Source organism: Citrobacter sp. Cy070 (genome assembly GCF_030332245.1).
GTDB lineage: Bacteria > Pseudomonadota > Gammaproteobacteria > Enterobacterales > Enterobacteriaceae > Citrobacter > Citrobacter youngae.
This window is the reverse complement of record NZ_JAOWIG010000048.1, coordinates 32,410-58,127: the sequence shown is the minus strand read 5'-3', so window position 1 is coordinate 58,127 and position 25,718 is coordinate 32,410. Positions and strand designations below refer to the sequence as shown.

The 25,718-nt window shown below is 52.2% G+C and carries 26 protein-coding genes; 8 read left to right on the top strand and 18 right to left on the bottom strand.

Translation table 11 applies throughout. The features are described 5' to 3' along the window. Positions 1-3: 3 nt before the first annotated feature. Entirely contained in the window at positions 4-876 is an 873-nt protein-coding gene (copD, locus tag OGY19_RS05945; protein WP_115601875.1) for a copper homeostasis membrane protein CopD, read from the bottom strand. Positions 877-879: 3 nt separating this feature from the next. Then, entirely contained in the window at positions 880-1,254 is a 375-nt protein-coding gene (gene yobA, locus OGY19_RS05940) for a CopC domain-containing protein YobA (protein WP_044711069.1), read from the bottom strand. A gap of 142 nt (positions 1,255-1,396) precedes the next feature. Between yobA and OGY19_RS05935 the strand changes: the two genes are divergently transcribed. The 3 genes from OGY19_RS05935 (at position 1,397) to exoX (ending at position 3,075) form a co-directional block, all read left to right on the top strand. Beyond that, positions 1,397-1,627, top strand: coding sequence for a DNA polymerase III subunit theta (locus OGY19_RS05935; RefSeq protein WP_005120732.1), 231 nt, complete (start codon positions 1,397-1,399; stop codon positions 1,625-1,627). A 106-nt stretch (positions 1,628-1,733) separates the two neighbouring features. Continuing rightward, the gene (locus tag OGY19_RS05930; RefSeq protein ID WP_061068070.1) at positions 1,734-2,390 is read left to right on the top strand and encodes a carbon-nitrogen hydrolase family protein; all 657 of its coding nucleotides are present in this window, start codon (positions 1,734-1,736) and stop codon (positions 2,388-2,390) included. Between the two features lie 22 nt (positions 2,391-2,412). Beyond that, a complete protein-coding gene (exoX, locus tag OGY19_RS05925) occupies positions 2,413-3,075 on the top strand; it encodes an exodeoxyribonuclease X (protein ID WP_061068071.1) in 663 nt (220 codons plus the stop codon). A 2-nt stretch (positions 3,076-3,077) separates the two neighbouring features. On the opposite strand, the gene ptrB is transcribed toward exoX, so the two are convergent. The 4 genes from ptrB to yebG form a co-directional block, all read right to left on the bottom strand. Beyond that, a complete protein-coding gene (ptrB, locus tag OGY19_RS05920) occupies positions 3,078-5,132 on the bottom strand; it encodes an oligopeptidase B (RefSeq protein WP_186336737.1) in 2,055 nt (684 codons plus the stop codon). A gap of 86 nt (positions 5,133-5,218) precedes the next feature. Beyond that, positions 5,219-5,878 (bottom strand): tellurite resistance TerB family protein, encoded by a 660-nt coding sequence (locus OGY19_RS05915; RefSeq protein WP_061068073.1) that lies wholly within the window; start codon positions 5,876-5,878, stop codon positions 5,219-5,221. A gap of 94 nt (positions 5,879-5,972) precedes the next feature. Beyond that, the gene (gene yebF, locus OGY19_RS05910; RefSeq protein ID WP_003034909.1) at positions 5,973-6,326 is read right to left on the bottom strand and encodes a protein YebF; all 354 of its coding nucleotides are present in this window, start codon (positions 6,324-6,326) and stop codon (positions 5,973-5,975) included. Positions 6,327-6,447: 121 nt separating this feature from the next. Next, the gene (gene yebG / locus OGY19_RS05905; protein WP_048211378.1) at positions 6,448-6,738 is read right to left on the bottom strand and encodes a DNA damage-inducible protein YebG; all 291 of its coding nucleotides are present in this window, start codon (positions 6,736-6,738) and stop codon (positions 6,448-6,450) included. A 131-nt stretch (positions 6,739-6,869) separates the two neighbouring features. On the opposite strand from yebG, the gene purT reads away from it, so the two are divergent. Beyond that, entirely contained in the window at positions 6,870-8,048 is a 1,179-nt protein-coding gene (gene purT / locus OGY19_RS05900) for a formate-dependent phosphoribosylglycinamide formyltransferase (protein WP_048211377.1), read from the top strand. A gap of 102 nt (positions 8,049-8,150) precedes the next feature. Here purT and kdgA read toward each other — a convergent pair whose 3' ends face one another. From kdgA to zwf, 3 genes are all read right to left on the bottom strand, one after another. Next, entirely contained in the window at positions 8,151-8,792 is a 642-nt protein-coding gene (gene kdgA / locus OGY19_RS05895; protein ID WP_003034901.1) for a bifunctional 4-hydroxy-2-oxoglutarate aldolase/2-dehydro-3-deoxy-phosphogluconate aldolase, read from the bottom strand. 34 nt (positions 8,793-8,826) lie between these two features. After that, the gene (gene edd, locus OGY19_RS05890; protein WP_101742223.1) at positions 8,827-10,638 is read right to left on the bottom strand and encodes a phosphogluconate dehydratase; all 1,812 of its coding nucleotides are present in this window, start codon (positions 10,636-10,638) and stop codon (positions 8,827-8,829) included. 233 nt (positions 10,639-10,871) lie between these two features. Next, positions 10,872-12,347: a glucose-6-phosphate dehydrogenase gene (gene zwf, locus OGY19_RS05885; RefSeq protein WP_061068076.1), complete on the bottom strand. Its 1,476-nt coding sequence runs from the start codon at positions 12,345-12,347 to the stop codon at positions 10,872-10,874. A gap of 367 nt (positions 12,348-12,714) precedes the next feature. Here zwf and OGY19_RS05880 point away from each other — a divergent pair, with 367 nt between their 5' ends. Together OGY19_RS05880 and pyk are read left to right on the top strand one after the other, a co-directional pair. Continuing rightward, positions 12,715-13,584, top strand: a complete 870-nt coding sequence (locus OGY19_RS05880) for a MurR/RpiR family transcriptional regulator (protein WP_003034893.1) — start codon at positions 12,715-12,717, stop codon at positions 13,582-13,584. 119 nt (positions 13,585-13,703) lie between these two features. After that, positions 13,704-15,146 (top strand): pyruvate kinase, encoded by a 1,443-nt coding sequence (gene pyk, locus OGY19_RS05875; protein WP_003034890.1) that lies wholly within the window; start codon positions 13,704-13,706, stop codon positions 15,144-15,146. 86 nt (positions 15,147-15,232) lie between these two features. Here the strand turns inward: pyk and lpxM are convergent, their stop codons facing one another. The 3 genes from lpxM to znuA form a co-directional block, all read right to left on the bottom strand. Further along, the gene (gene lpxM / locus OGY19_RS05870; protein WP_061068077.1) at positions 15,233-16,204 is read right to left on the bottom strand and encodes a lauroyl-Kdo(2)-lipid IV(A) myristoyltransferase; all 972 of its coding nucleotides are present in this window, start codon (positions 16,202-16,204) and stop codon (positions 15,233-15,235) included. A 120-nt stretch (positions 16,205-16,324) separates the two neighbouring features. Continuing rightward, a complete protein-coding gene (gene mepM, locus OGY19_RS05865; RefSeq protein ID WP_071887356.1) occupies positions 16,325-17,644 on the bottom strand; it encodes a murein DD-endopeptidase MepM in 1,320 nt (439 codons plus the stop codon). A 15-nt stretch (positions 17,645-17,659) separates the two neighbouring features. Then, positions 17,660-18,604, bottom strand: a complete 945-nt coding sequence (znuA, locus tag OGY19_RS05860; protein ID WP_005120703.1) for a zinc ABC transporter substrate-binding protein ZnuA — start codon at positions 18,602-18,604, stop codon at positions 17,660-17,662. 78 nt (positions 18,605-18,682) lie between these two features. On the opposite strand from znuA, the gene znuC reads away from it, so the two are divergent. Both znuC and znuB read left to right on the top strand, forming a co-directional pair. Continuing rightward, on the top strand, positions 18,683-19,438 hold the full coding sequence (gene znuC / locus OGY19_RS05855; RefSeq protein ID WP_048211371.1) for a zinc ABC transporter ATP-binding protein ZnuC: 756 nt from the start codon (positions 18,683-18,685) through the stop codon (positions 19,436-19,438). Further along, positions 19,435-20,220, top strand: a complete 786-nt coding sequence (gene znuB / locus OGY19_RS05850; protein ID WP_048211370.1) for a zinc ABC transporter permease subunit ZnuB — start codon at positions 19,435-19,437, stop codon at positions 20,218-20,220. The genes znuC and znuB overlap by 4 nt, the downstream gene beginning before the upstream one ends. Positions 20,221-20,311: 91 nt before the next feature. Here znuB and ruvB read toward each other — a convergent pair whose 3' ends face one another. The 6 genes from ruvB to aspS form a co-directional block, all read right to left on the bottom strand. Beyond that, positions 20,312-21,322, bottom strand: a complete 1,011-nt coding sequence (ruvB, locus tag OGY19_RS05845; RefSeq protein ID WP_048211369.1) for a Holliday junction branch migration DNA helicase RuvB — start codon at positions 21,320-21,322, stop codon at positions 20,312-20,314. A gap of 8 nt (positions 21,323-21,330) precedes the next feature. After that, positions 21,331-21,942, bottom strand: coding sequence for a Holliday junction branch migration protein RuvA (gene ruvA, locus OGY19_RS05840; protein ID WP_016153412.1), 612 nt, complete (start codon positions 21,940-21,942; stop codon positions 21,331-21,333). Between the two features lie 80 nt (positions 21,943-22,022). Continuing rightward, on the bottom strand, positions 22,023-22,544 hold the full coding sequence (gene ruvC, locus OGY19_RS05835) for a crossover junction endodeoxyribonuclease RuvC (protein ID WP_003034867.1): 522 nt from the start codon (positions 22,542-22,544) through the stop codon (positions 22,023-22,025). Between the two features lie 34 nt (positions 22,545-22,578). Then, positions 22,579-23,322 carry a YebC/PmpR family DNA-binding transcriptional regulator gene (locus tag OGY19_RS05830; protein ID WP_003833836.1) on the bottom strand — a complete coding sequence of 248 codons (744 nt, stop codon included), beginning with the start codon at positions 23,320-23,322 and terminating at the stop codon, positions 22,579-22,581. Between the two features lie 28 nt (positions 23,323-23,350). Then, a complete protein-coding gene (nudB, locus tag OGY19_RS05825; protein ID WP_040232398.1) occupies positions 23,351-23,794 on the bottom strand; it encodes a dihydroneopterin triphosphate diphosphatase in 444 nt (147 codons plus the stop codon). Between the two features lies 1 nt (position 23,795). Further along, positions 23,796-25,568, bottom strand: a complete 1,773-nt coding sequence (gene aspS, locus OGY19_RS05820; protein ID WP_115601873.1) for an aspartate--tRNA ligase — start codon at positions 25,566-25,568, stop codon at positions 23,796-23,798. Positions 25,569-25,718 lie beyond the last annotated feature (150 nt).

Here is a 25,718-nt window from a genome sequence, read left to right as displayed (position 1 = left end):
CCATCAGAACGGTTCGAGGGTTGCAAACAGGCTGACAATTGCCAGCACAACAGCGCCTATACCCCATTCCAGCTTCGTCATCCAAATAAAATAGAGGGTCATGCAGCGGTTATCCTGCTGCATACGTGGAACAAGAACATACCGATTCACCAGCGCAATCGCCACCATTAGCATGACCAGGGCACATTTTAACAACAGCAGTCTCCCATAAGCCGCATGCCAGGGAACAGAAAAACCGACAATAAACAGCGCATTCATGATGCCGGTAAGCAACACGCCAATCACAAAAAGATGCCCATAGCGGGAGAAGCGCATCATGGTACTGATGGCTTGATCGCGCCAGCGTCCATGCGCCATTCTCATACAGTAGAGCACCGGCAGCAAGCCGCCAAACCACGCTGCAGCGCATATCAGATGCAGCGCATGGTTAATCTGATGAAGTGTGCCAGTTACGCTATCGTGCAATGTCGCATGCCCAACGCCCGCCAGCAGAATAAACTGCGCAATCGTCAGCATTAGCAGTCGTCGCGGCATACTGCGCGGTACGATAATAGTCACCGCCAGAGTGACTAGCGCAAGGATAATTTGCCACAGCCAGACGCCCCCGAATTGTGTTTGCAGGACAGCTCCCCAAACGGAGATGGAGAGGACATCCTGCCAACCCGCGCCCATTAATCCCCCCTGAACCGCCAGCATCAGCGTCGCGCTGATAAAGCTCCACGCCGCGGCGTGGCGTTGCAGATGCAAGAAACGACGCATCATCAAACGACGGAGCGATACAGGCGCCAGCCATGCACCATAGAGCGCACAGCCAAACACCAGCATCAGCGTGGTAAAATGGATAAAACGCAGTGCAACCCAGGTAAACGCCAGCATCGGTTATTTCACGCTAAAGGTATATTGTCCTTTCGTCTTGTGACCATCCACGGAAACAACGTGCCAGTCGACCGTATATTTTCCTGCTTCAAGTGTTTGATCAAGCGGAACAATCAGCTGTGTTTTGTCCTGCTCACTGCGTGACGCCTTGCCCGTTTTGATCTGTTCTTTGTTTGGACCTGTCAGCGTTGCGCCGCTGAATCCCGGCTCTACGCCTTCAGAAAAATTCAGCGTCAACGCCTGAGGAGATGCCGCAACCTCGGCATTAGCCGCCGGGCTTTGTTTTGTGAGGTGGGCATGCGCCAGGGCGGCGGGCGTTGCAAGCACGCTGGCGAGTACGATGAGAGCGCTGCGAAGCATAGATGCAGATGAAGCCATTTCAACTATTCCTTTTTGTTATGTCTAATCTATAGAGAATAACCTTCTACAATGATCGAGTCGAGAATCATCATTTCAGGCTTGCCATTAATGCGCACTCTTAGTAACTTTTGCGCGCTAATGGAGAGATGAGGAAAAACGTATGAATATTAATCTGGCCAAACTTGAGCAAGCAGAAATGGATAAGGTTAACGTCGATCTCGCTGCGGCAGGTGTCGCATTTAAAGAGCGCTACAACATGCCTGTCGTTGCTGAAGTAGTCGAGCGTGAACAGCCTGCACATTTACGCGACTGGTTCCGTGAACGCCTGATCGCGCACCGTTTAGCTTCTGTTTCCCTGTCACGTTTACCTTACGAGCCTAAAGTTAAATAAACCTTATATTAAGTTACAATTCCTTACATGATGCCTGCTACAGTATAAGTACATTCTTAATCTACTATTTAAGGATGGTTGTAGACACTATGAAAAGGAAATCATTATGTCACACTGGAAAATTGCTGCAGCGCAGTACGAACCACTTCAACGATCATTAAGCGAACACGTCGCCCATCATTTGCAGTTCATTCAGGCAGCGGCTAAATGCCAATGCGAATTGTTGGTTTTTCCATCATTGTCCCTGTTGGGATGTGTGGACGAAGACGACGCTCTCCCAGCCCCACCTGATGAAGAGTTATTGCAACCCCTCGCCCACGCTGCGGCCACGTATCGTATGACCATCATTGCCGGGTTGTCGGTAGAGCATCACGATCGCTTTGTGAAGGGAATAGCGCTTTTCTCTCCCTGGATGACCTCGCCGTTAATGTTTCATCAAAGCCATGGCGCCTGTATCGCCAGGCAACAAAATGCCATCAGCGTTGTCGACAGTCAGCCGGAAGGTATTGATATCGACCCGACATTTTCGCTGTTCACAACCTGTCAGTCCGTCAGCGAACCAGAACTGCTCTCTTCCGCTTCGCGCCTGCAAAGTTTTTCACATAAATTCGCCATTGCGGTGCTGATGGCCAATGCACGTGGCAGCAGCGCGTTGTGGGATGAAGGGGGTCGGTTAATTGTACGCGCAGACAGCGGTTCGTTACTGTTAACCGGACAACGCACGCCACGGGGTTGGCAAGGTGATATCATTCCATTACGCTAGTCGTTTTGGTCTGGAGCCCGGCATGTTGCGCATAATAGATACAGAAACCTGTGGTCTGCAGGGAGGCATTGTTGAGATTGCGTCTGTCGATGTCGTTGACGGAACGATCGTCAATCCCATGAGCCATCTGGTGCGTCCTGACCGTCCCATCAGTCCACAAGCCATGGCTATCCATCACATCACTGAAGCGATGGTAGCGGATAAACCGTGGATTGAAGACATCATCCCGCAGTATTACGGCAGCGAGTGGTACGTGGCGCATAACGCCAGTTTTGATCGGCGTGTGCTGCCCGAAATGCCAGGAGAATGGATTTGCACCATGAAACTTTCCCGCCGTCTGTGGCCGGGGATCAAATACAGCAATATGGCACTCTATAAATCCCGCAAGCTGAGCGTCCAGACGCCGTCTGGTCTGCACCACCACCGCGCGCTTTATGACTGCTACATCACAGCGGCACTGCTGATCGACATTATGAAGACGTCCGGCTGGACCCCGGAGCAAATGGCCGATGTCACCGGTCGTCCTGCGTTGCTAACCACATTTACCTTCGGAAAATACCGCGGGAAACCGGTATCTGAAGTCGCTGAACGCGATCCGGGCTATTTGCGCTGGCTGTTTAACAACCTTGACAATATGAGCCCGGAATTGCGCCTAACGCTGAAACACTATCTGGATAACGCCTGAGTTTACGCTTGTCCAGGCAGTGTGCCCTGCGCCAGCCCAATCAAAAACGCGTATTCCAGGGCCACACCTTCGTAAGATTTATAACGTCCGGATTTACCGCCGTGCCCGGAATCCATATCCGTGCAGAGTAACAGCAGATGGTCGTCCGTTTTCAGCTCACGCAGTTTTGCCACCCACTTTGCCGGTTCCCAGTATTGCACCTGGGAGTCGTGCAAGCCCGTTGTCACCAGCAGATGCGGATAAGCCTGCGCGGTAACATTGTCATACGGACTGTAGCTTTTCATGTAGGTGTAATACTCTTCCTCCTGCGGATTACCCCACTCTTCAAACTCACCGGTCGTCAGTGGAATTGACTCATCCAGCATTGTGGTCAGCACATCGACAAATGGCACCTGTGCAATGACGCCATGAAACAGTTCGGGGCGCTCATTGATGGCAACACCCATTAACATTCCTCCGGCGCTTCCTCCCATGCCATAACATAGCGAAGGCGCGCCATAGCCCATTTTTAGCAGTGCATCGCAGACGTCGAGATAATCATTGAAGGTATTTTTCTTATGCAGAAACTTACCGTCTTCGTACCACTGTTGCCCTAACTCACCGCCGCCACGGACATGGGCAATGGCATAAACAAAGCCGCGATCCAGCAGGCTCAAGCGGCTGCTGCTGAAATCGGCGTCCATGCTGGCGCCATACGAGCCATAGCCGTAAACCAGTAACGGATTTTTTCCTTTCAGGAAGTACTTTTGATGGTAAACCAGCGAAACCGGAACCTCGGTACCATCCCGCGCGGTGATCCATACGTGTTCGCTGCGGTAGTTCGCCGCATCAAATCCGGGAACCTCCGTCTGCTTGAGCACGCGACGCTCTCCGGTGTCCATATCCAGTTCAAACAGCGTATCCGGGGTGGTCATGGAGGAATAGCCATAACGCAGGCGCGAGGTCTCCGGCTCAGGGTTATAGGCAAGCCATGTCACATACGCCGGATCGTCAAAGGCGATACCGACCACTTCGCGCGTTTTACGATTGATCTGACGCAGACTGGTTAAGCCCCGCTGGCGCTCTTCCACCACCAGCCAGTCTGTGAACAGCGTAAAGCCCTCCAGCATCACGTTGTCACGCGGAGGGATCAGCGTCTCCCAGACTTGCTCATCACGAACACGGGTACGGTACAGGCCGAAATTTTTCCCCTGACGGTTGGAGCGCAGATAAAAATTGTGCTGATAGTGATCGAGACTGTATTCGTGGTCTTTGCGTCGAGCTAAAAAGACCAGTGGCTCTGCATCAGCCAGTTCTGCATCAATGAGCAGAACCTCACTGGTGGTTGCACTCGCAATATGAATAACAACATAGTGCTGTGAGGTGGTTTTATGCAGACTGACATAAAACATATCATCGGCTTCTTCATATACCAGCTCATCCAGTGATGATGGCGAGCCTACGGTATGCCGCCAGACCTGATACGGCAGCAATGTGGTTTCATGCTTGCGGACATAATAGAAAGTCTGCGAGTCGTTGGCCCAGACTAATTCCGGCTCGACGTTTTCAAGTACCTCCGGGTACCAGTTACCCGTTTGTAAGTTGCGAAAACGCACGCCATATTGCCGGCGGGACAGATAATCCTCAGCCAGCGCCATAATGGTGTTATCCGGGGATATCGCCAGTCCTCCCAGCGTATAAAACTCACTGTGGGCCGCGCGCTGGTTACCATCCAACAAGGTGTCCCATTCATCCCACTCTTCACTGAAGGCAGACTGACGTTGATAAATGGCATATTCGCACCCCGGTTCATAGAGATGGCGATAGCGGTACCCATTTTTCACATACGGTGCAGACACATCCTGAGGGGGAATACGGTCGATAATCTCTTTCAGAACACGCTCCTGCAAAGCTTGCTGCGAAGCCATCACCTGGCGGCCATATGCATTTTCTTGTTGCAGGTAATTCAGTACTTCTGGTTGCGAGCGGGTGTCATCTCGCAACCAGTAATAATTATCAACGCGGGTGTCGCCATGCTGCGTCATGGCGTGGGGAATACGAGGAGCTTTAGGTAGCATGTCATTGTTCTTTTGCTTAATCATCCTATAAGGGTGGCAAAAGTCAGCAATGATGCAAGCGAAACATGCGCCTTGGCGGTAACTATTTAACCCGGCAGGGCCTGTTTTTGTTCCTTAAGATCCTGCTCAATCCCTTCACGAACATCCTGCGGGATCTTCAACGCATCACCCAATGCATTCAGATAACTGCGTTCCATAAAGTGGTCGATATCAATCGCCGCACAGCTCAGGAAGTAAATTTCCAGCGCTTCTTCTTCGTTACGGATCCCCTGAGCCAGACGCTGAGGATCGAGTGGTTGTTCAATCGCACGTTCAATCAGAACGCGGCCCTGCTCTTCCACGCCCGCTTCACGGAGCTGCTGCTCAATAGCGCTACGTTCTTTGGCATCAATATGGCCATCGCTTTTCGCCGCAAAAACCAGCGCCAGAATCAGGCGTTCGGTTCGCTCATCCAGCGGTGAGCTTTGTGCACCAAACTGCGGCTCATCCTGATGCGCTGCGCGAACTTTATCCTTGTACTTGTTCCATAACACAGTCCCGGCAACCGCACCGCCGCCCACCAGAAGCGCGCTGGTGCCGTATTTACTCAGTAATTTACGAGAAGATTTGTTGGCAACCAGTAATCCTGCCAGACCGCCTAACGCGCCTGGAACGAGAAGTTTACTCAGCCCTTGCTCGCCAGAAGATGACGCGGAGGAACCCTTTTGCCCAAGAAGAGATTGTAGTTGATTTAGCCAGTTAGCCATTTTGCCCCTCAAGTACAGACGAATAATCATCAAAGCGTACCCGAGGGGATGTCAGGAAGTGTTCAGGTCATCAAAAGATGTGCAAATACCTCCGTTACTGCGGCTGATACTCCGCTGTTCCGGCTTTGCAGTCGACTTTTACCTGATAGTGAATATCCGCACTTTTACCGCGAACAGTCAGGGGGACAGACCATTTACCGTCTTTGCCCGTAATATCGGGCGTGTTTACCCAGGCGACCGGATCGGCTTGCCCGACGCGCTTTTGATCGTCAGCCCAGCGCGCGATGCGATTTTGTTGATAATCACGTTTCACGCTCGCCGCAATACCGTTAGCGTCCAGTCCCTCACACTTGGGGAACTGGACGTTTTTGCTTTCCATATTTGCCGCAAATACAGATACGCTGGCAGACAGCAGCAGCAGGCTCAATAACGTTCTTTTTTTATACATTCTTTTCTCCTTAATCTCCCCTTCGTCATTCAGATTGCCTGTAGCAACGGGAAATAACGTCAGGGATTGCACAATGATTCAGGGAAAAGCATGGTACAAAATATCAGGAGCGCAAGTCGCTTCAGGCCGCCTGGGTATCATCCTCAGCGTGCGCGTCGTTGTCGACCACCTGTGGAGAAGGCAGCTTGCCGTTTTTGAGGATGGCGCTTAGCACATCTTTTTGCTCAGCCAGCCACAGGGAAAGCGCTTCGCGCTGCTCGTCTTCAAGCGCTACCGGCGATTGCTCCAGCCATGTATCGAGCAAATCCGCTGTATCCAGCATTTTGTCATACGCATCGGCTTCCTTTTTGCTGGTAAACGACATTTTTTCCTCACCTTCCCGAATGACTACGTATTTAACTTCAACCGCCATTTTGCAGCCTCTTAAATTACCTGTATTTATGTACAGTATATTCTTTTTAAGCCCTGAAATCAACCTGGTAATAAAGACAGACGCAAACGTTTTCGTATATACTGAGCCCAGATAAAACAGGGGATTAATTTATGACGTTATTAGGCACAGCGCTGCGTCCAGCAGCAACGCGAGTGATGTTATTAGGTTCGGGAGAACTGGGTAAAGAAGTGGCAATTGAATGTCAACGCCTGGGTGTGGAAGTCATTGCCGTGGATCGTTACCCCGACGCGCCAGCCATGCACGTTGCCCATCGCTCATACGTTATCAACATGCTGGATGGCGAAGCATTACGCCAGCTCGTCGAGCGTGAAAAACCACATTATATCGTGCCGGAAATTGAGGCGATCGCCACGGATATGCTGGTAAAACTGGAGCAGGAAGGCCAGCGTGTTGTGCCATGTGCAAGAGCAACGCAACTGACCATGAACCGGGAAGGAATCCGTCGCCTCGCCGCCGAAGAATTGTCTCTACCGACCTCTTCTTACCGCTTTGCTGACAGTGAAGTCCGCTTTCGCGAAGCCGTCGCTGAAATCGGCTATCCCTGCATCGTGAAACCGGTAATGAGTTCGTCCGGTAAAGGACAAAGCTTTATCCGCTCAGCCGATCAGCTCGCTGCAGCCTGGGACTATGCTCAACAGGGCGGGCGAGCTGGCGCCGGGCGCGTTATCGTCGAAGGCGTGGTGAATTTCGATTTTGAAATCACACTGCTTACCGTCAGCGCCATTGACGGCGTACATTTTTGCGCACCGGTTGGACATCGCCAGGAAGACGGCGACTATCGTGAATCCTGGCAGCCGCAGCAGATGAGTGAACTGGCACTGGCGCGCGCGCAGGAGATTGCCCGTAAGGTGGTGCTGGCGCTGGGAGGCCACGGACTGTTTGGGGTCGAACTGTTTGTCTGCGGTGATGAAGTGATTTTCAGCGAAGTCTCCCCTCGCCCTCACGACACGGGTATGGTGACGCTGATTTCTCAGGATCTGTCCGAGTTTGCCCTGCACGTGCGTGCATTCCTTGGTCTTCCCGTTGGCGCAATCCGCCAGTATGGGCCGTCAGCATCAGCGGTGATCCTGCCGAAGCTAAGCAGCCAAAACGTTACCTTTGATAATGTGGATGCTGCCGTTGGCGCGGGTTTGCAGATACGTCTGTTTGGTAAACCCGAAATCGACGGTACGCGTCGTTTAGGTGTCGTACTGGCAACTGCAGAAAGTGTTGAAGAAGCTGTTGATCGCGCAAAAAACGCGGCTTCACAGGTAAAAGTGACAGGTTAAAACCGGAGCCGTAGACCGGATGAGGCAGTAAAACCCCATCCGGCAAAGCCCGATATCGGCGCTAACGCCTCTTATCGGGCCTTCGGTTTACACGTTGATAGCTTACTGCTTCGCGCCTTCAACCGCTTCGCGAGCCAGTTTGGTGATACGATCGTAATCACCCGCTTCCAGCGCATCCGCCGGAACCAGCCAGGAACCGCCAATGCACAGTACGCTTTTCAGTGCCAGGTAGTCGCGGTAATTCGCTGGAGAGATACCACCGGTTGGGCAGAAACGGACCTGTGAGAACGGACCCGCAATCGCCTGCAGCGCTTTCGTACCGCCGTTCGCTTCCGCCGGGAAGAATTTGAACTCTTTCAAACCGTAGTCCATACCCAGCATCAGTTCAGAAACGGTGCTGATACCCGGGATCAACGGAATAGTGCCTTCAGTTGCGGCTTTCAGCAGCGGCTCGGTCAGACCCGGGCTGATGGCGAACTGTGCACCCGCTTCGGTGACTTCAGCCAGCTGTTGTGGATTCAGTACGGTACCCGCACCAACGATAGCATCCGGAACTTCTTTGGCGATCGCGCGAATGGCATCCATCGCACATGCGGTACGTAACGTCACTTCCAGAACGCGCACGCCCCCTGCAACTAACGCTTTTGCCATCGGCACAGCGTGTTCCAGTTTGTTAACCACAATAACCGGTACAACCGGGCCAGTGGTCAGGATTGCTTCTGCACTTGTCTTCCAGTTTTTCATCAGAGTTTTCTCTCGCCTGATTACAAATTAAGTCTTAAAAAGTGATACAGGTTGCGCCCTGCTCCGCACCGGACAGCTTTTCACGCAACGCGCTGAACATTTCACGCCCGGTACCCACGCGCGAAGCGCTAAGGTCAGGGATGTGAGGCTGACGGGAAGCAAGTTCCTCTTCATCAACCAGCAGCGTTAATTCACCTGTCTGTCCATTCACACGAATGATGTCGCCATCGCGCACTTTCGCCAGCAGCCCGCCATCGTAAGCTTCTGGAGTTACATGGATTGCTGAAGGCACTTTACCTGAAGCACCTGAAAGTCGTCCATCGGTAACTAACGCAATTTTGAAACAACGGTCCAATAATACACCAAGTGGCGGCATGAGTTTATGTAATTCTGGCATTCCGTTCGCTTTTGGTCCCTGATGGCGCACAACGACCACACAATCCCGGTCAAGCAGACCCGCATCAAACGCCGGTAACACATCATGCTGACTTTCGAAAACAACTGCAGGCGCTTCAATCACCTGATTTTCAACTGGAACAGCTGAGGTTTTCATCACCGCACGCCCCAGGTTACCACTCAGTACTTTAGTGCCGCCGTGATGGGAGAATGGCTGATCAAAGGCGGCAATCACATTGCTGTCCAGTGATTTTTCCGCACCTTCGCGCCAGTCCAGTTCACCATTGTTGAGCCACGGCTCCAGGGTGTAGCGCGATAAACCGAATCCAGCGACAGTGTTCACATCTTCATGTAACAGACCCGCATTCAGCAGTTCACGCATTAATACAGGCACACCGCCAGCAGCCTGGAAATGGTTAATGTCTGCCGGGCCATTCGGGTACAGACGCGCCATCAGCGGCACGATATCGGATAGATCGGAGAAGTCGTCCCAGTTAATCAGAATACCGGCTGCACGCGCCATGGCTACCAGGTGCATCGTATGGTTGGTTGAACCGCCGGTCGCCAGCAGTGCCACAATACCGTTCACAACCACTTTTTCATCGATCATTTTCCCGATCGGCATCCACTCATTACCGTTACCGGTCAGACGTGTTACCTGACGGGCCGCCGCTGCGGTCAATGCTTCACGCAGTGGTGCATCCGGGTGAACAAAAGAGGAGCCTGGCAACTGCATGCCCATGAACTCCACTACCATCTGGTTGGTGTTAGCGGTGCCGTAGAACGTACAGGTACCCGGCGCATGATAAGACGCAGCCTCGGATTCGAGCAGTGCCATACGATCCACTTTGCCTTCGGCATACAGTTGACGAATACGCACTTTCTCTTTGTTCGCCAGACCACTCGTCATCGGGCCTGAAGGGATGAAGATTGAAGGCAGATGACCGAAGGAAAGCGCCGCCATGACCAGGCCCGGGACAATCTTGTCACATACACCGAGGAACAACGCACCGTCGAACATATTGTGTGAGAGCCCCACAGCCGCTGACATCGCAATGACTTCACGACTTAGCAGAGAAAGCTCCATACCGTCCTGGCCCTGGGTCACACCGTCGCACATCGCAGGTACGCCACCAGCAACCTGGCCCACCGCATTGGCTTCATGTAGTGCTTTGCGAATGATGGCCGGATAGTGTTCATACGGCTGGTGTGCGGAAAGCATGTCGTTATAGGAGGTAATGATCGCGATATTGTTACGCAACATGCTTTTGAGCGAGGCTTTATCCTCCGGCTGACAGGCGGCAAAACCATGCGCCAGATTGCCGCATGCCAGCTGTGAGCGATGGACGGTCGTCGTTTTAGCCTGTTCGATTCGAGCGAGGTAGGCGGAACGCGTGTCCCGGGAACGTTCGACGATACGTTGTGTTACGCGTAACAAATTCGGATTCATAGAGGCTCCTAAAATTTATCTGTCAGAGCGGTTGGGTAAACAATGTATTCAGCATTACTAAATATAGCTGAATCGCTTGTTAGCCGTAGCTCAGGGGCAAAATCGTTTCAGGCAGTGTAATAAAAAAAACCTCGCGGGTGAATCCACGCGAGGTTTAAAAGTGCAAAAATTATTCTACAATCTGTGCTAGATCATGTTACCGGTAAAATAACACCTAATGGCTAGATGATCTTTTACTCGAATTCGTTCCAGGAACGACCGTCACGGGTAATCATGGCCACAGACGCAACCGGTCCCCAGGTTCCTGCCTGATAAGGCTTCGGCGACTCGTTATCCATCGCCCAGGCTTCAGTAATTGAATCCACCCACTTCCAGGCCTCTTCGACTTCATCGCGACGCACAAACAGAGCCTGAATACCGCGCATGGTTTCCAACAGCAGGCGCTCATAGGCGTCGGCCAGGTGCGTTTGGTTGAAGGTTTCTGAGTAGCTCAGATCCAGCTTAGTGATCTGCAGATTATGTTTGTGGTCCAGACCCGGCACTTTGTTCAGTACCTGGATATCAACCCCTTCATCAGGCTGCAAACGAATAGTCAACTTGTTCTGCGGCAGATCCTGCCAGGATTCTTTAAACAGATTCAGCTCAGGTGTTTTGAAATAAACCACCACTTCAGAGCACTTGGTTGGTAAACGTTTACCGGTACGCAGGTAGAACGGTACACCCGTCCAACGCCAGTTATCGATATCGACGCGGATCGCCACAAACGTTTCCGTATTGCTGCTCTTATTCGCGCCCTCTTCTTCCAGGTAACCCGGTACCTTTTTACCCTGGGCAAAACCAGTGGTGTACTGGCCGCGAACCGTTTTTTCACGCACGTTCGAGCGATCGATGCGACGCAGCGATTTCAGGACCTTCACTTTCTCATCGCGAATGCTGTCGGCGCTCAGATCAGCCGGAGGGGACATTGCGATCATGCAGAGGATTTGCAGCAAGTGGTTCTGGATCATATCGCGCATTTGACCGGCCTGGTCAAAATAGCCCCAGCGGCCTTCAATACCGACCTCTTCAGCCACGGTAATTTCTACGTGATCGATAGTGCGGTTATCCCAGTTGTTCACAAACAGGGAGTTGGCAAAACGCAGTGCCAACAGGTTCAGGACCGTCTCTTTCCCGAGATAGTGGTCAATACGATAAACCTGGCACTCTTCGAAGTACTCGCCAACCTGATCGTTGATTTCACGGGATGTCGCCAGAGACGTGCCCAGCGGTTTTTCCATCACCACGCGAGCGGGTTTAGCATTCAGCTTTGCTTCACCCAAGCCTTTGCAGATCGCGCCAAAGGTGCTTGGCGGCATAGCGAAATAGTTAATCGTGGTACGTGATTTTTGATCCAGCATCTCGCCCAGACGGCTAAATGCGGCGGTGTCATTGACGTCCAGGTTACAAAACTCCAGACGGCCACTGAGAGTTTCCCATAAACTTTCATCAATTTTTTCTTTCATGAAAGTTTCGAGCGCTTCGCGTACAACCTTGGTATAGGCAGCTTTGTCCCAATCAGCACGCCCAACCCCAATGATACGGGTTTCCGGGTTAATCTGACCGGCCTTTTCCAGTTGATACAGGGAAGGCAGCAATTTCCGTCGCGCCAGGTCACCCTTCGCACCGAAAATGACCAGGTCACATGCCTGGGCTGTTTGCGTTACCGCCATGTCATTCTCCTCAATTAAGTGCCTGGTGCTTTTGCCAGACACTGGTTGTAATTTTATTACAGTGCACTGTACTGCTTTTACGTGAATCCGGAAACCGTAAACGCTTATCCAGCCGTGCTGTTACCGCGAACAGCCGCTTTATTGGCGTATAACCCATCAAAATGGATAAAAAAGTCGTATTTTTCGTACCCATGACGAAGTATGAAAATCCGACTCCGATCATGTAATGAAAAAAAACAACAACTATTCTGTCCATTTTGCCCCGTTGCTGCATTAGCAGGGGTAATATCTATACACTAAATTGTGTATCGGTTTCCCCGTATCGCTGAAATCGTTTTTGCCCATGACCCATGAGTCTACCTACATCATGAATATGCTGGAAAAAATCCAGTTAAAACTGGAACATTTGAGCAAGTCAGAGCGTAAAGTCGCCGACATTATTCTTGCCTCTCCCGAGCGGGCAATCCATTCAAGTATCGCCGCACTTGCTGTAGAAGCGAATGTCAGCGAGCCAACGGTGAACCGTTTCTGTCGCAGCATGGACACCCGCGGCTTTCCTGATTTTAAACTGCATCTGGCGCAAAGTCTGGCAAATGGTACCCCTTATGTTAATCGCAATGTAGATGAGGATGACAGCGTTGAATCTTACACGGGGAAAATCTTCGAGTCAGCGATGGCAAGCCTCGACCACGTTCGCCAGTCGCTGGATAACGCGGCGGTAAACCGGGCAGTAGATTTATTAACCCAGGCGAAGAAAATTGCCTTCTTTGGTTTAGGTTCTTCCGCCGCGGTAGCGCATGACGCGATGAATAAATTTTTCCGCTTTAACGTTCCGGTTATCTATTCCGACGACATCGTACTGCAACGCATGAGCTGTATGAATTGTAGTGATGACGATGTCATTGTGCTCATTTCACACACCGGAAGAACCAAAAGTCTGGTGGAACTGGCACAACTGGCAAGAGAAAACGATGCCATGGTGATTGCCCTGACATCTCCTGGTACTCCGCTGGCACGTGAAGCAACGCTGGCAATTACCCTCGATGTACCGGAAGATACTGACATTTATATGCCCATGGTCTCTCGACTTGCTCAACTTACCGTGATAGATGTGCTGGCTACGGGATTTACTTTGCGCCGTGGGGCAAAATTTAGAGATAACTTGAAGCGTGTCAAGGAAGCGCTCAAGGAATCGCGTTTTGATAAAGAATTACTCATCAAGAGTGATGACCGCTAAAAGCAATAACAATGTTCTACCATTTTATCATCCGGGTCGTTCATTTTACCGTTTATGTTCGAGAACGGCCGGATTAATGTTCACGCAACACCAAGTTGTTTCAGTCAACGGAGTATTACATGTCCAGAAGGCTTCGCAGAACCAAAATCGTTACCACCTTAGGCCCGGCAACTGACCGCGATAACAACCTTGAAAAAATTATCGCCGCTGGGGCGAACGTTGTACGTATGAACTTTTCGCACGGCTCTCCAGAAGATCACAAATTGCGGGCGGATAAAGTCCGTGAAATTGCCGCCAAATTGGGACGTCATGTAGCTATTTTGGGTGACCTGCAGGGACCTAAAATCCGCGTATCGACCTTTAAAGAAGGTAAAGTATTTCTCAATGTTGGCGACAAATTCCTGTTAGACGCCAACCTCGGTAAAGGTGAAGGCGACAAAGAAAAAGTCGGCATCGATTACAAAGGCCTGCCTGCTGACGTTGTGCCGGGCGATATCCTGCTGCTGGATGATGGTCGCGTACAGCTCAAAGTGCTGGAAGTTCAGGGTATGAAAGTCTTCACCGAAGTCACTGTCGGTGGCCCGCTCTCCAACAACAAAGGCATCAACAAACTTGGCGGTGGCCTTTCTGCTGAAGCTCTGACGGAAAAAGACAAAGCAGACATCATTACTGCAGCGCAAATCAGCGTTGACTATCTGGCGGTTTCTTTCCCTCGCTGTGGCGAAGATCTGAATTATGCCCGCCGCCTGGCGCGCGACGCTGGCTGCGATGCGAAAATTGTTGCCAAGGTAGAGCGTGCTGAAGCCGTCTGCGACCAGAATGCGATGGATGACATCATCCTTGCCTCTGACGTGGTAATGGTTGCGCGTGGTGACCTGGGCGTGGAAATCGGTGACCCGGAGCTGGTTGGTATTCAGAAAGCGTTGATCCGTCGCGCACGTCAGCTGAACCGTGCGGTTATTACCGCAACGCAGATGATGGAATCAATGATCACTAACCCAATGCCGACGCGTGCGGAAGTCATGGACGTGGCAAACGCCGTGCTGGATGGGACTGATGCCGTCATGCTGTCTGCCGAAACTGCGGCAGGCCAGTACCCGGCGGAAACCGTCGCAGCTATGGCTCGCGTATGTCTGGGTGCAGAGAAAATCCCGAGCATCAACGTTTCTAAACACCGTCTCGACGTACAGTTTGATAATGTCGAAGAAGCTATCGCCATGTCAGCGATGTATGCCGCGAACCATCTGAAAGGCGTTACCGCTATCATCGCCATGACCGAGTCCGGTCGTACTGCGCTGATGACATCACGCATCAGTTCTGGCCTGCCAATTTTCGCGATGTCTCGTCATGAGCGTACGCTGAATCTGACCTCTCTGTATCGTGGCGTTACGCCGGTCCACTTTGACAGCGAAACTGACGGTGTAGTAGCTGCCAACGAAGCGGTCAATCTGCTACGCGACAAAGGCTACCTGGTGTCAGGCGATCTGGTGATTGTGACCCAGGGTGATGTCATGAGCACCATCGGCTCCACCAACACCACACGTATTCTGACTGTAGAATAACGACGCTGCTGACTGCCTGATATTACTCGCTTATCAGGCGCACAGGTCGCCTGATACAAAAAAGCCTCTCGAACGAGAGGCTTTTTTTATTTCTTCGGATAGAGATCTTTGCGCTTATAGGGCTCAATCTCGCCGGGTTTGCGGGTCTTTAGCAGTTTCAGAATCCAGGTGTATTGTTCAAGATGTGGGGTGACAAAAATCTCCACTTCTTCATTCATCCGTCTGGCAATTGTATGGTCATCGGCCGTCAGAATGTCATCCATGGGGGGGCGTACCTGAATCGTCAGGCGATGCGTTTTACCATCGTACACCGGGAATAGCGGTATTACGCGTGCATGACAAACCTTCATCAGGCGGCCAATCGCCGGTAACGTTGCCTTATAGGTCGCGAAGAAATCGACAAACTCGCTGTGCTCCGGGCCGTGGTCCTGATCCGGTAAGTAATATCCCCAGTATCCCTGCCGTACCGACTGAATAAAAGGTTTAATACCGTCGTTACGTGCATGTAAACGACCGCCGAAACGTCGACGTACCGTATTCCAGACATAGTCAAATACCGGATTACCCTGGTTATGGAACATCGCTGCCATTTTCTGGCCTTGAGCTGCCATCAGCATTGCCGGAATATCAACACCCCAGCCGTGAGGGACGAGAAAAATCACCTTTTCCTCATTACGTCGCATCTCATCGATAATTTCCAGGCCCTGCCAGTCAACGCGGTGCTGGATTTTCTCCGGACCGCGCATGGCTAATTCTGCCATCATAACCATCGCCTGAGGCGCAGTCGCAAACATCTCATCAACGATGGCCTCACGCTCGGCTTCGCTGCGCTCCGGAAAACAGAGGGATAAATTAATAAGCGCTCTACGACGCGAACTTTTCCCCAGCCGTCCGGCAAGCCGCCCCAGTTTCGCCAGAACGGGATCGCGAAATGACGCGGGCGTTAATGCAATCCCTGCAATCGCTGCCACGCCAAGCCAGGCGCCCCAGTAGCGCGGGTGACGGAATGATTTTTGAAACTCAGGGATATACTCAATACTCTTTTTTTTCGTTTCCATGCTCTTCCAGTATCGGGGGCCGCGAAAAAGTAAATCTGCTGATAGTGTAGCGGCGCACCGTGTCCCGTACAAAATAAAAAAGCCGGCACGCATAGCGTACCGGCTCTGTCAGTGTATTTATTAATCGAAGCGTAACTGAGGCAGAACCTCTTTCACCTGAGCCAGGTACTCGGTACGATCCGAACCGCTCAACCCTTCCGTACGCGGCAGTTTTGCCGTCAACGGGTTCACAGCCTGCTGGTTGACCCATACTTCGTAGTGCAGGTGCGGGCCCGTAGAACGCCCGGTGTTACCTGACAGCGCAATGCGATCGCCACGTTTCACTTTTTGCCCCGGTTTAACCAGCAGCTTACGCAGGTGCATGTAACGGGTGGTGTAAGTACGACCGTGACGAACAGCAACATAGTATCCGGCCGCGCCACTCCGTTTCGCGACAACCACCTCGCCATCACCGACTGACAGCACCGGCGTACCTTGCGGCATCGCAAAGTCGACACCTTTGTGCGGTGCAACGCGCCCGGTTACCGGATTCAGGCGACGCGGATTGAAGTTTGACGAAATACGGAACTGCTTCGCCGTAGGGAAACGCATAAACCCTTTAGCAAGCCCGGTCCCGTTACGGTCATAGAATTTACCGTCTTCAGCACGGATCGCGTAATAATCCTTGCCTTCAGAGCGCAAACGAACGCCCAGCAGTTGGCTTTGTTCGCGTTTACCGTCCAGCATCTCGCGAGACATCAAAACGGAGAACTCATCGCCTTTCTTCAGCTTGCGAAAGTCCATCTGCCATTGCATTGCTTTAATCACTGCGCTGATTTCAGAGCTGGTGAGGCCGGCATCTCTTGCACTGGCGACGAAACTACCGCCCACCGTACCGTTGATTCGGCTGTTGACCCAGTCGCCCTGCTGCATTTCGCTGCTCATTTTGAAACCCGTTGCTGTACGATCATAAGTACGAGTTTCACGGCGGGAGACTTCCCAGGTCAGGCGCTGCAAATCACCTTCCGAAGACAGTGTCCAGGAAAGTTGCTGGCCAATTTTCAGATTACGTAGATCTTTATCAGATGCGGCAAGCTGGCTGATATCGCCCATATCAATGCCGTACTGGTTCAGAATACTGCTCAGCGTATCGCCGGTAGAGACAACATACTCGTGAACCCCGGCCTCGCCAGAGGTCTTGTCATCAAGTTCGTCCTGAGGGATAGCTTCATCTTCCTGAGCGGCTTGATCGATAGGTTCGCTGGCCTCTGGCAACAGTGAACGTATCTCGCTTTTTTCCAGCTCAATGGTTTTAACGATGGGTGCAGAGTCGGGATGGTATACATAAGGCCGCCAGACTGCGACGGCCAATGTCAGAACAGTAAGCGACCCCAACATAACACGATGGGGTCGCGGCAAATTATTAAACGCCAGAGCGACAGAGCGGGCTATCTGTTGCACGTATTCACTTCCTCATTAATCTCCTTTCAGGCAGCTCGCATACTGGTTGGCTAATTGGTTCAGAAACGCTGAATAGCTTGTTTTACCCAGTTTGATATTCGTTCCGAGGGGATCCAACGTTCCCATTCGAACGGATGTCCCTCTCGCTACGGCTTCAACGACCGCTGGCCTGAACTGTGGCTCAGCAAAAACGCAGGTTGCTTTTTGCTCAACCAACTGTGTTCTTATTTCATGTAAACGCTGCGCACCAGGTTGAATCTCAGGGTTCACGGTAAAGTGACCAAGCGGTGTTAGCCCGTAGTGTTTTTCGTAGTAGCCATAGGCGTCATGAAAAACGAAATACCCTTTACCCTTGAGCGGTGCGAGCTCGTTACCTACCTGCTTATCGGTTGCGGCTAATTGTGCCTCAAAATCCTTCAGGTTGGCGTCAAGTTTGGCTCGACTTTGCGGCATAAGTTCCACTAATTTATCATGGATTGCAACCGCTGAGGCCCGCGCTATCTCTGGGGAAAGCCAAAGATGCATGTTGTAATCACCATGATGGTGATGCTCGTCACTTTTTTCGCCGTGAGCGTCGTTATGCCCATGATCGTCATCATCATCGTCAGCGCCTTTCATGAGTAACGGTTTCACGTCATTGAGCTGCGCAATCGTTACCTGTTTTGCGTTAGGAATATTCTTGACTGACTTTTCCATAAACGCCTCCATTTCCGGACCTATCCAAACAACTAAGTCCGCGTTCTGTAAGCGTTTTACGTCTGAAGGACGCAGCGAATAATCGTGTTCGGAAGCCCCGTCAGGCAACAGAACCTGGGTGTCTGTAACCCCATCTGCAATCGCTGAAGCAATAAAGCCCAACGGCTTAAGTGACGCCACTACAGCAGCATTTGCTGCCTGAGTTGCACTACCCCAAAGAGCAGCGGATAATGCTGCGAAAAGAAGCGTATTTTTATGTAACATAATGCGACCAATCATCGTAACGAATGTGAGAAATGTGATATTATAACATTCCATAACTTCTGCAAGACTAAAATTGATATGACGACTTTGGTTTCACTGGAAAATGTCTCGGTCTCTTATGGTCAACGCCGCGTCCTTTCTGACGTATCGCTTGAACTTCGACCCGGCAAAATTTTAACGCTTCTTGGCCCGAATGGGGCCGGAAAGTCTACGCTGGTGCGCGTTGTATTGGGGCTGGTAGCGGCTGATGAAGGGGTTATCAAGCGCAACGGGCATTTGCGGATTGGCTATGTACCGCAAAAACTCTACCTCGATACAACACTTCCGCTGACGGTGAGTCGCTTTTTGCGCTTACGTCCTGGCACAAAGAAAACCGACATTCTCCCTGCGCTGAAGCGTGTTCAGGCCGGGCATCTGATGGATGCGCCGATGCAAAAACTGTCCGGCGGGGAAACACAGCGTGTCTTGCTGGCCCGTGCGTTGCTAAATAAACCGCAGCTCCTGGTGCTCGATGAACCGACTCAGGGCGTGGATGTGAATGGTCAGGTTGCACTGTACGATCTTATCGATCAGTTGCGACGTGAGCTGGATTGCGCCGTGCTGATGGTATCCCATGACCTGCATCTGGTCATGGCAAAAACCGACGAAGTCTTGTGTCTGAACCACCACATTTGCTGCTCCGGCACGCCAGAGGTGGTTTCTATGCACCCTGAATTCATTTCTATGTTCGGGCAACGCGGCGCTGAACAACTCGGAATTTACCGTCACAACCATAATCATCGCCACGATTTACAGGGTCGCATTGTTTTACGCCGGGGAAATGGTCACTCATGATTGAATTATTATTACCCGGTTGGTTAGCCGGGATCATGCTGGCCTGTGCTGCTGGCCCGCTTGGCTCGTTTGTAGTCTGGCGTCGAATGTCTTATTTCGGCGATACGCTGGCTCATGCGTCGCTGTTGGGGGTCGCCTTTGGCCTGCTGCTGGATGTAAACCCTTTCTATGCGGTTATCGCCGTCACCCTGTTGCTGGCCGCAGGCCTTGTATGGCTGGAGAAACGCCCGCATCTCGCGATTGATACCCTGCTCGGTATTATGGCGCACAGTGCGCTGTCATTAGGGCTGGTTGTTGTCAGCCTGATGTCGAATATTCGTGTGGATCTGATGGCCTATCTGTTTGGCGATCTGCTCGCCGTCACCCCAGAAGATCTGGTGGCCATTGCCATTGGCGTGGTTATCGTTCTGGCGATTTTGTTCTGGCAGTGGCGTAACCTGCTGTCGATGACTATCAGCCCGGATCTGGCCTTTGTCGATGGCGTGAAGCTGCAACGTGTCAAGCTATTGCTGATGCTGGTCACAGCACTCACTATTGGTGTGGCGATGAAATTCGTCGGGGCACTGATTATCACCTCACTGCTGATAATTCCTGCGGCTACCGCACGTCGTTTCGCCCGGACACCCGAACAGATGGCCGGTGTTGCCGTGGGCGTTGGGATGATAGCGGTTACAGGCGGGCTGACCTTCTCAGCGTTCTATGATACGCCAGCAGGACCATCCGTGGTGCTTTGTGCTGCACTGCTGTTTATCTTCAGTATGATGAAGAAGCAAGCGAGCTGAGTGGTATTTCGCCGGATGGCGGTTTCACCTAATCCGGCCTACATCATACCGTAGGCCTGATTAGCGTAGCGCCATCCGGCATTATTGGGGCTTAAGGCATTGCCGGCGGTGTGATCCCGAAATGGTTCCAGGCCCGTACCGTTGCCATTCTTCCGCGCGGCGTACGCTGCAGAAAACCTTGCTGAATCAGATACGGTTCCAGCACGTCCTCAATGGTTTCACGTTCTTCGCCGATTGCCGCCGCCAGGTTATCCAGTCCTACCGGACCACCGAAGAATTTATCGATAACCGCCAGCAGCAGCTTACGGTCCATATAATCGAAGCCTTCCGCATCCACATTGAGCATATCCAGTGCCTGGGCGGCGATATCCGCCGAGATGGTGCCGTCATGCTTCACTTCGGCAAAATCGCGTACCCGACGCAATAAACGGTTGGCAATACGCGGCGTACCACGTGCCCGCCGCGCCACTTCCAGCGCGCCTTCGTCACTCATCTCCAGCCCCATAAAGCGGGCACTGCGTCCAACAATATGCTGCAGGTCAGCCACCTGATAGAACTCCAGGCGCTGTACAATACCAAAGCGATCGCGCAGTGGAGACGTTAATGACCCCGCGCGGGTTGTTGCGCCGATTAGCGTAAACGGCGGCAGATCGATTTTAATTGAACGTGCTGCCGGGCCTTCGCCAATCATGATATCCAGCTGATAGTCTTCCATTGCCGGATACAACACTTCTTCCACGACCGGTGACAGACGATGGATTTCATCGATAAACAACACATCGTGTGGTTCAAGGTTGGTGAGCATTGCCGCCAGGTCGCCTGCTTTTTCCAGTACCGGACCGGACGTAGTACGCAGATTAACGCCCATTTCATTGGCAACAATATTGGCAAGCGTGGTTTTACCGAGACCCGGAGGACCGAAAATCAGCAGATGGTCGAGCGCGTCACCGCGCAGCTTCGCCGCCTGGATAAAAATCTCCATTTGCGAACGCACCTGCGGCTGACCAATGTACTCTTCCAGCAATTTAGGGCGGATCGCACGATCCACCAGATCTTCAGGGGTCGTGCTGACAGCCGAAATCAGACGGTCTGCTTCAATCATCCTCTACCTCACAGCGCCGCGCGAAGCGCTTCACGAATCAGGGTTTCACTGCTGGCATCAGGGCGGGCAATTTTGCTCACCATGCGGCTGGCTTCCTGTGGTTTATAGCCCAACGCCACCAGCGCAGCAACCGCTTCCTGCTCGGCATCGTCCGTTGCCGGACTTGCCGGCGAGGTCAGAACCAGATCTGCCGCCGGGGTAAAGAGATCGCCATGCAGTCCTTTAAAGCGGTCTTTCATTTCGACGATCAATCGCTCTGCCGTTTTCTTACCGATGCCCGGTAATTTCACCAGTGCGCCAAGCTCTTCGCGCTCAACGGCATTGACAAATTGCTGCGCAGACATACCGGAGAGGATCGCCAGCGCCAGCTTCGGCCCTACACCGTTGGTTTTAATTAGCTCTTTAAACAGCGTGCGCTCTTGCTTATTGTTAAAGCCATACAGCAGCTGTGCGTCTTCGCGCACCACAAAATGCGTGAAGATGATCGCTTCCTGCCCGGCTTCCGGCAGCTCGTAGAAACAGGTCATCGGCATATGCACTTCATAGCCTACCCCGCCCGTTTCCAGAAGGACCAGTGGGGGTTGTTTTTCAAGAATGATGCCTCTGAGTCTGCCTATCACATGACGCTCCTGCGTTAAGGGCTAAAAGGTAATGCGCTATCATAAAAAAAGGCTGGATAGATATCCAGCCTCATTTGTCACTAACGTAACCTACCGCGCGCTAAATTCAACCTCGACTCACTCATTTGCATGGCGTTCTGGCTGACATGGCAGTGGGTAATGGCAATCGCCAGCGCATCCGCAGCATCCGCCTGAGGGTTAGCCGGGAGTTTGAGCAGCGTACGCACCATGTGTTGTACCTGGCTTTTTTCCGCGCTGCCGATACCGACGACGGTTTGTTTAACCTGTCGGGCAGCATACTCAAACACCGGAAGATCCTGATTGGTCGCAGCAACAATCGCCACGCCGCGCGCCTGCCCCAGCTTAAGCGCCGAATCGGCGTTTTTCGCCATAAAGACCTGCTCGATGGCAAAATAATCCGGCTGGAACTGGGTGATGATTTCCGTCACCCCCGCGTATATCAATTTAAGGCGTGACGGGAGATCGTCAACTTTGGTGCGAATACAACCACTGCCGAGGTAGGTCAACTGTCTGCCGACCTGACGGATTACGCCATAACCGGTAATGCGCGACCCCGGATCAATGCCGAGAATGATAGACATCACGCATCTCCTGTTATTTTATGGCTTAACCACATCATTCTAACGTAGCTGCAACCTCATCGGAGATTTCGCCGTTGTGGTAAACTTCCTGCACGTCATCGCAATCTTCCAGCATATCGATCAGACGCATCAGTTTCGGCGCTGTTTCTGCATCCATATCCGCTTTGGTGGATGGGATCATAGAAACTTCAGCCGCGTCCGCTTTCAGACCTGCCGCTTCCAGTGCATCACGAACTTTACCCATCTCTTCCCACGCGGTGTAAACGTCAATCGCGCCGTCGTCGAAGGTTACAACGTCTTCAGCACCGGCTTCCAGTGCCGCTTCCATGATGGCGTCTTCGTCGCCTTGCTCAAAGGAGATCACGCCTTTCTTGCTGAACAGGTATGCAACAGAACCGTCGGTACCGAGGTTGCCGCCTGTTTTAGTGAATGCGTGGCGCACTTCCGCAACGGTACGGTTACGGTTGTCAGACAGACATTCAATCATAACGGCTGTACCGCCAGGACCGTAACCTTCATAGATGATGGTTTCCATATTGGAATCTTCATCACCACCCACACCGCGCGCGATTGCACGGTTCAGAGTGTCACGTGTCATGTTGTTTGCCAGCGCTTTATCAACCGCTGCGCGCAGACGCGGGTTAGCATCTGGATCGCCACCACCCAATTTAGCCGCCGTCACCAGCTCACGAATGATTTTGGTGAAGATCTTACCGCGCTTAGCATCCTGCGCTGCTTTACGATGTCTGGTGTTGGCCCATTTACTATGACCTGCCATAAATAATCTCTCCAAAAAGCGCGCCTTCTCAGGCGACGTTAATTACAAACTCTTCAATCGCCTGCCGGTTACTCCACGACTTGGTTAACTGTGCCGCCTCATGCGCATTAACCCAACGGTAGGTCAAATGTTCGGTGAACACGATCTCTCGTTCAGTGGGCAGTGCCAGGCAAAACCAGGACTCGGTATTACGTACAATTCCTGGCGCATAGCGATGACGTAAATGACTAAAAATCTCAAACTCCACCGTGCGCTGGCAGTCAATTAAGGTCAGTTGCTCACGCGCAACATCAATGGCGACCTCTTCCTTTACTTCGCGCAGGGCGGCTTGCGACGCGGTTTCACCTTCTTCAAGGCTGCCGGTGACCGACTGCCAAAAATCAGGATCGTCGCGTCGCTGTAACATCAGCACTCTCCCGGTGTCCTTTGCATAAATCACGACTAACACCGAGACAGGCTGTTTATATGCCATATCAGTTATTCTCGGCCTTCTTAACAACCTGAATGCTCAGTTCCGCCAGCGCAGCTTCATTGGCCAGGCTCGGCGCTTCGGTCATCAGACACGCGGCAGCCGTCGTTTTCGGGAAAGCAATAACGTCACGGATGTTATCAGTACCGGTCAGCAGCATGGTCAGACGATCCAGACCAAACGCCAGGCCCGCGTGCGGCGGTGTACCGTATTTTAACGCATCCAACAGGAAGCCGAATTTCTCGCGCTGCTCTTGTTCGTTGATACCCAGAATACCGAATACGGTCTGCTGCATATCACCGTTATGGATACGTACAGAACCGCCGCCTACTTCGTAGCCGTTGATAACCATATCGTACGCATTGGCAACCGCATCTTCCGGCGCAGCTTTCAGCTCAGCTGCCGTCATGTCTTTCGGCGAGGTGAACGGGTGGTGCATCGCGGTCAGACCGCCTTCACCATCGTCTTCAAACATTGGGAAGTCGATAACCCACAACGGCGCCCATTTGGATTCGTCGGTCAGGTTCAGGTCTTTACCCAGTTTCAGGCGCAGAGCCCCCATCGCGTCGGCAACCACTTTCTTGTTGTCGGCGCCGAAGAAGATCATATCACCGTCTTGCGCGCCAGTACGTTCCAGAATGGCTTCAATGATTTCAGCATTCAGGAACTTGGCCACCGGGCTGGCTACCCCTTCCAGACCTTTCGCACGCTCGGTGACTTTAATGTATGCCAAACCTTTCGCGCCGTAGATCTTAATGAAGTTACCGTAATCGTCGATCTGCTTACGGCTAAGTGCAGCGCCGCCAGGTACGCGCAGAGCCGCTACACGCCCTTTCGCATCGTTAGCCGGACCAGAGAACACGGCGAATTCAACAGATTTCAGCAAATCAGCAACGTCCACCAGCTCCATCGGGTTACGCAGATCCGGCTTATCGGAACCGTAACGACGTTCAGCTTCAGCAAAGGTCATGATCGGGAAATCGCCCAGGTCCACACCTTTTACTTCCAGCCACAGATTACGCACCAGCGCTTCCATCACTTCACGCACTTGCGGTGCGGTCATGAAGGAGGTCTCAACATCGATCTGAGTAAATTCAGGCTGGCGGTCAGCACGTAAGTCTTCGTCACGGAAGCATTTTACAATCTGGTAGTAGCGGTCGAAGCCAGACATCATCAGCAGCTGTTTGAACAACTGAGGAGACTGTGGCAGCGCGTAGAATTTACCTTTATGTACGCGAGACGGTACCAGGTAGTCACGCGCACCTTCTGGCGTCGCTTTCGTCAGCATCGGCGTTTCGATGTCGAGGAAGCCATGGTCGTCCATGAAACGACGCACCAGGCTGGTAATTTTGGCACGCGTTTTCAGGCGCTGCGCCATTTCAGGGCGACGCAGATCGAGGTAGCGGTACTTCAGACGAGCTTCTTCAGTATTTACGTGGTTAGAGTCGAGCGGCAGTGAATCTGAACGGTTGATAATGACCAGATCGGAGGCCAGCACTTCAATTTCGCCAGTCGCCATATCAGCGTTGACGTTTTTCGCGTCACGCGCACGCACGGTGCCCGTTACCTGAATGCAGAACTCATTACGCAGTTCGGAGGCCAGCTTTAACGCGTCCGCACGGTCCGGATCGAAAAATACCTGCACGATACCTTCGCGGTCGCGCATATCGATAAAGATCAGGCTACCAAGATCACGACGACGGTTGACCCAACCACACAGAGTCACCTGCTGCCCCTCGTGGGACAGACGTAGCTGTCCGCAATATTCTGTACGCATGAGATATCCCTTAACTTTGCCGCAGGCGGATTGTCATCTGCCCGGCAGATGACGAAGTCGCAGCTTTAGCTGAATGTCACAACTGAATGAAAAAAGGCGGCTATTATACTGGAAATTCTGCCGCACGATAAGAGCCTACTGGGATAGACT